The organism is Bradyrhizobium sp., from assembly GCF_019244115.1.
GTDB lineage: Bacteria > Pseudomonadota > Alphaproteobacteria > Rhizobiales > Xanthobacteraceae > Bradyrhizobium.
In genome coordinates this window covers 1-5,815 of sequence record NZ_JAFATE010000603.1, presented here as the reverse complement: position 1 = coordinate 5,815, position 5,815 = coordinate 1, and the positions used below count along the sequence as shown (strand labels likewise).

At 63.6% G+C, this 5,815-nt stretch carries 7 protein-coding genes; 6 read left to right on the top strand and 1 reads right to left on the bottom strand.

Features of this window, described 5'->3' with window-relative positions; translation table 11 throughout:
• The 6 genes from JOZ76_RS26745 to JOZ76_RS26720 all read left to right on the top strand — a co-directional run.
• On the top strand, positions 1–839 hold an 839-nt coding region (locus JOZ76_RS26745; RefSeq protein WP_291703761.1), incomplete at its 5' end, for an MFS transporter.
• A 154-nt stretch (positions 840–993) separates the two neighbouring features.
• Positions 994–1,911, top strand: coding sequence for an amino acid ABC transporter substrate-binding protein (locus tag JOZ76_RS26740; protein WP_291703759.1), 918 nt, complete (start codon positions 994–996; stop codon positions 1,909–1,911).
• A gap of 146 nt (positions 1,912–2,057) precedes the next feature.
• Positions 2,058–2,789, top strand: a complete 732-nt coding sequence (locus JOZ76_RS26735; RefSeq protein WP_291703758.1) for an amino acid ABC transporter permease — start codon at positions 2,058–2,060, stop codon at positions 2,787–2,789.
• A gap of 5 nt (positions 2,790–2,794) precedes the next feature.
• Positions 2,795–3,487, top strand: coding sequence for an amino acid ABC transporter permease (locus JOZ76_RS26730; RefSeq protein ID WP_291703756.1), 693 nt, complete (start codon positions 2,795–2,797; stop codon positions 3,485–3,487).
• Positions 3,488–3,498: 11 nt separating this feature from the next.
• Positions 3,499–4,230, top strand: a complete 732-nt coding sequence (locus JOZ76_RS26725; RefSeq protein WP_291703752.1) for an amino acid ABC transporter ATP-binding protein — start codon at positions 3,499–3,501, stop codon at positions 4,228–4,230.
• Positions 4,231–4,520: 290 nt separating this feature from the next.
• On the top strand, positions 4,521–5,378 hold the full coding sequence (locus JOZ76_RS26720) for a D-amino-acid transaminase (protein ID WP_291703750.1): 858 nt from the start codon (positions 4,521–4,523) through the stop codon (positions 5,376–5,378).
• 160 nt (positions 5,379–5,538) lie between these two features.
• Here the strand turns inward: JOZ76_RS26720 and JOZ76_RS26715 are convergent.
• On the bottom strand, positions 5,539–5,815 hold a 277-nt coding region (locus tag JOZ76_RS26715), incomplete at its 5' end, for a carboxymuconolactone decarboxylase family protein (RefSeq protein WP_441300103.1).

Genomic DNA, 5,815 nt, shown 5'->3' with positions numbered 1-5,815 from the left:
AGCACATGCCGCATCGGCGCGGTTTCATTGCGAGCTGGCAGTTCGCAAGCCAAGGGGTCAGCCAGCTCCTCGGCTCCGGCTTCGGCGCCGGCCTCACCGCCTGTCTCAGCGCAGCGGACCTGCAAGCCTGGGGCTGGCGCATTCCGTCTTTCTTCGGCGTACTGATCGGCCCGGTCGGCCTCTACATCCGCAACCACATCGACGATGCCACCGCGCCGCCGGCCGGCGAGACCGGGTCGCCAGTACGAGAGGTGCTGCTGACCCAGAAGCTGCGCGTTGCGCTCGGCATCGGCGCGCTCGCGGTGTCCACCGCCGTCAACTACCTCATCGTCTACATGCCGACCTATGTCGTGCAAAAACTGCATCTCGATCCATCGGTCGGTTTTGCGGCCGCCTTTGCCGGCGCCATCGCGGTGACGCTGCTGACCCCGCTCGCCGGCGCCGCCTCCGACCGCATCGGACGCACCACCCACATGATCGCGATTGCCTTGCTGCTGCTGCTCGCGATCTTCCCAGCCTTTTTGACGCTGACGAAGAATCCGACGCCTGCGATCATCGTCGGCGCCGTGCTCGGCCTCGCGATCCTGAAGTCGCTCTATTACGGGCCGCTGGCCGCACTGATGGCGGAACTGCTGCCGCCAGCCACGCGCGCCACCGGCCTTGGCCTCGGCTACAATATCGGGGTTACGCTGTTCGGCGGTATGGGCCCGGCAATCATGACCTGGCTCGGCGGCTTTGCCCTGATCGGCGATCTCGCGCCGGGCTATTATCTCACCGCGATCTGCCTCCTCAGCCTCACCGCGCTGGTCACGGTCCGGAGGGCGGCGCTGGCCCCGTAGGCCGCCGCCCGCGTCAGAGACCGCCTGCGCTGCTTTGCCGCGCACCCTCCGCGTGCGCCGCGTTTACCTTGTCCGCGCTCCGGGGCGCGTGGGGTTGTTCTCATCTGGCCCGGTTCTTGCTACCATTTTCGCCAATCCAACAGGGAAAAGTACCGTGAAACGTTTTGATATTCTGGGCCTTGCGGTCGCAGCCGCATTTTACATCGGTGCGGCCCACGCCGAGGAGCTGACCGGCACGCTGAAGAGCATCAAGGAGACCGGCACCATCACCATCGGCTACCGCGAGTCCTCGATTCCCTTCTCCTATCTCGACGACAATCAGAAGCCGATCGGTTTCGCCATGGACATCTGCGCCAAGATCGTCGATGCGGTGAAGACGGAGCTCAAGCTCGACAAGCTCGAGGTCAAGCTCCAGCCGGTGACCTCGTCCAACCGCATCCCGCTACTCGCCAACGGCACCATCGATCTCGAATGCGGCTCGACCACCAACAATGCGGAGCGCCAGAAGCAGGTGGCGTTCACCAACACGCACTTTTTGACCGCGAGCCGCTACGTCTTCAAGAAGTCCAGCAATATCGCCTCGATTGACGGGTTGAAGGGCAAGCAGGTGGTCTCGACCGCCGGTACCACCAACATCAAGCAGCTCACCGAGGCCAATGCCGCGCGCAGCCTCGGCGCCACCATCATCCCCGCAAAAGATCACGCCGAAGCGTTTCTGATGGTCGAGACTGACCGCGCCGTCGCCTTCGTGATGGACGACATCCTGCTCGCCAGCCTCGTCGCCGGCTCGAAGGACCCGGCGGCCTATGCGATCTCCAAGGACGCGTTCTCCAAGCCCGAGCCTTACGGCATCATGCTGCGCAAGGACGATCCCGCCTTCAAGAAGGTGGTCGATGCTGCGACGGCGGCGCTCTACACCTCCGGCGAGGGCGAGAAGCTCTACGACAAATGGTTCATGTCAAAAATTCCGCCCAAGGGGCTCAACCTGAACACGCCGATCTCGCCGGAGCTGAAAGGTGAGTTCGCCAAGCCCTCGGATTCGTCGGACCCGGATTCCTACAAGGCGATGTGATGCGTCTGAGGTGAGACGCAGTGCATGATGTTCCGTCATTGCGAGCGAAGCGAAGCAATCCAGGAATTCCACGGCAAGATTCTGGATTGCTTCGGCGCAAACGCGCCTCGCAATGACGCTTGCCGTAGGCGACAGCGGATCCATTCGTGAACTATCACTGGAACTGGCACATCTTCTTCGAGCCGAACCCGACCGGGGGCGGCAGCTATCTCGACATGCTGCTGTCGGGGCTGCTGCTGACGCTGGAGACCTCGCTCGCCGCCTGGATCATCGCGCTCGTGACCGGCTCGATCATCGGCGTGATGCGCACGCTGCCCTCGAAACCCGCGAACCTCATTGGCTTTTCCTATGTGGAATTCTTCCGCAACATGCCGCTCCTGGTGCAGCTCTTCCTCTGGTTCTTCGTGCTGCCGGAAGTGCTGCCGAGCGCCTGGGGACTGTGGCTGAAGCAGCTGCCACATGCACCGTTCTATACCGCCGCCATCGGCATCGGCCTGTTCATGTCGGCGCGGGTCGCCGAGCAGCTCCGCGCCGGCATCGGCTCGCTGCCGCGTGGTCAAAAACAGGCGGCGACCGCGCTCGGGCTGACGACGGCGCAGGCCTACCTCTATGTGCTGCTGCCGATTGCCTACCGCATCATCCTGCCGCCGCTGACGTCGGAGTTTCTCAACACCATCAAGAACACGGCGGTCGCGATCACCATCGGCCTCTTGGAGCTGACCGGCCAGGCCCGCTCGATGCAGGAGTTTTCGTTCCAGGTGTTCGAGGCCTATACGGCCGCGACCGTGATGTATCTGTTGATCAACGTCGTCGTCGTCACCGCGATGCGCGTGATCGAAAGCCGCGTGGCGATCCCCGGTATGATCGCGGGGAAGTGAGCACGATGTTCGCGAATTTCGATTTCGACGTCATCCGCCGCGCGCTGCCCTATCTGTTCCTCGACGGCATGGCGTTCACGCTGACCTTGACCGCGCTGTCGGCCGTCGGCGGCATCATTTTTGGAACGCTGATCGCGCTGATGCGGCTGTCCGGCCAAAAGCTGCTCGGCCGCATCGCCGGCCTCTATGTCGACCTGATGCGCTCGCTGCCGCTGGTGCTCGTCATCTTCTGGTTCTATTTCCTGGTGCCCTATATCGGGCAGTGGCTGACCGGCGCCTCGCGGCCGATCAAGGTCGGCGCCTTCGCCTCGTCGCTGATAACCTTCATCATGTTCGAGGCCGCCTACTTCTCGGAAATCATGCGCGCCGGCATCCAGTCGATCTCGAAGGGGCAGCCCGCCGCGGCTTCGGCGCTCGGCCTGACCTATGGCCAGTCCATGCGCTATGTCGTGCTGCCGCAGGCTTTCCGCAACATGCTGCCGGTGCTGCTCACGCAGACCATCGTGCTTTTTCAGGACACCTCGCTAGTCTATGTGGTGTCGATCCCCGATTTCCTCGGCGCGGCGAGCATCGTCGGCCAGCGCGACGGGCGGCTGGTCGAGATGTATCTGTTCGCCGCGCTGGTCTATTTCACGATATCCTGTGTCGCGTCCTTCGGCGTCCGCCAGTTGCAGGCGCGCATTGCCATCGTTCGCTAAGCGAGACCTGAATGATCGAAATCAAGCATGTCAGCAAATGGTATGGCGCCTCGTTCCAGGCGCTGAACGATTGCACGACCGCCGTCGCCAGGGGCGAGGTCGTGGTGGTGTGCGGTCCGTCGGGCTCGGGCAAGTCGACGCTGATCAAATGCGTCAACGCGCTGGAGCCGTTCCAGAAGGGCGAGATCACCATCGAGGGCATCAGCGTCGGCGATCCCAAGACCAACCTGCCAAAGCTGCGCGCCCGCGTCGGCATGGTGTTCCAGCATTTTGAGCTGTTCCCGCACTTGCGCATCATCGACAATCTCTGCCTCGCGCAGGAAAAGGTGCTGGGCCGGCCGCATGACGAGGCGGTCGCAAAGGCCATGAAGCTGCTCGACCGCGTCGGCTTGAAGGAGCACGCGACAAAATTTCCGGCCGAGCTGTCGGGTGGTCAGCAGCAGCGCGTGGCGATCGCGCGCGCGCTCGCCATGGACCCGATCGCGATGCTGTTCGACGAGCCGACCTCGGCGCTCGATCCGGAGATGATCAGCGAAGTGCTCGACGTGATGGTCGATCTCGCGCGCGATGGCATGACCATAATGGTCGTCACCCACGAGATGGGCTTTGCCTCAAAAGTCGCACATCGCGTGATCTTCATGGATCGGGGTGAAATCGTCGAGGACGCGCCGAAGACCGATTTCTTCGGCAAGCCGCGCAGCGACCGCGCCCAGAAATTCCTGTCGAAGATCCTGTCGCATTAGCCGCGCCCGTCATCCAATCTCCACTGTCATTCCGGGCACGCGAAGCGTGACCCGGAATCTCAAGATTCCGGGGTTCGCCTCTTCGAGGCGCCCCGGAATGACGGAGTTGGTGGCTTCCGTCATTGCGAGCGAAGCGAAGCAATCCAGATCTTTCCGCAGCGAAGGTCTGGGTTGCTTCGGCGCAAATGCGCCTCGCAATGACCGCGCAAGGCTTTGCGCTTTGGGGTTTCATAATCAGCGATCAAGCGCTAAGAGTCGCCGCGACGCACTCGCCGCCACAGGAGACTCGCTTGCACCCCATCGCCTATGTCAACGGTGCCTTCGTGCCGCTCTCGGACGCCAAGGTCTCGATCCTCGACCGCGGTTTTCTGTTCGCCGACGGCATCTACGAGGTCGCGGCGGTGCTCGACGGCAGACTGGTCGACAATGCCTCGCATCTGGCGCGGCTGCAGCGCTCGGTCGGCGAGATCGCGCTGCCCCTGCCGGAAACGCTGGAGCGCATCCAGGAGATCCAGAAGGAGCTGGTTGCGCGCAACGCCCTCGACAGCGGCCTCCTCTATCTCGAGGTGACGCGCGGCGCGGATAGCGGGCGTGATTTCGTGTTTCCGAAGGGCGTCACGCCGACGCTCGTGATGTTCGTCTCGGCCAAGGACATCATCAACGCGCCGAACGCAAAAGCCGGCATCGGCGTGATCACGGTGCCCGACATCCGCTGGGAGCGGCGCGATATCAAGAGCGTGGCGCTGCTCGCGCAGGTGCTCGCCAAGCAGGCGGCCGCCGAGGCCGGATGCGGCGAGGCCTGGATGGTCGAGGACGGCGTTGTCACCGAGGGCGGCTCGTCCTCGGCCTTCATCCTGACGCAGGACGATGTGATCGTAACTCGCAACAATTCCAACGCGATCCTGCCGGGGTGCACACGCAAGGCGGTGGTGGCGCTCGCAGAGGAGCGGCAGCTCAAGGTCGAGGAGCGGCCGTTCTCTGTCGCCGAGGCGCTCGCCGCCAAGGAGGCTTTCATCACCAGCGCCTCGGCGTTCGTGCAGCCGGTGGTGACGATCGACGGCAAGCCGGTCGGTGGCGGCAAGGTGGGGCCGATGGCGACGCGGCTGCGCGAAATCTATATCGAGTTCGCCCGCGCGACGGCAGTGTGACATCATCTGATTGCCACTAATTCCGCTGTCATCCCCCGGCTCGACCGGGCGATCCAGTACGCCGCGGCCTATCGGCTCAAGCACTGACGTCTCTGGAATACTGGATGCCCCGCTTTCCCGCGGGGCATGACAGCCTGAACAAATGACTCGCGCCTGAACTCTACGCCGCGCTGGCCGCTTTCGCCCGCACCGGCGGCACGGCGCGGAACGAGATCGCGAGCCGGTTCCAGGCGTTGATGGTTGCGATCAGCATGGTCAGGTTGACAGTCTCGGCGTCCGAAAAATGCTTTCGCACGTCCTGGTAGAGATCGTCCGGTGCGTGCGTGTCCGCGATCAGCGTCACTGCCTCGGTCCAGGCGAGCGCTGCGCGCTCGCGCTCGGAATAGGCAGGCGCTTCCCGCCAGGCGTTCAGGAGATAGAGCCGCTGCTCGGTCTCA

Coding starts and splice junctions, on each gene's coding strand:
- JOZ76_RS26725 (WP_291703752.1), top strand. CDS start 3,499: ATGATCGAAATCAAGCATGTCAGCAAATGGTATGGCGCCTCGTTCCAG.
- JOZ76_RS26730 (WP_291703756.1), top strand. CDS start 2,795: ATGTTCGCGAATTTCGATTTCGACGTCATCCGCCGCGCGCTGCCCTAT.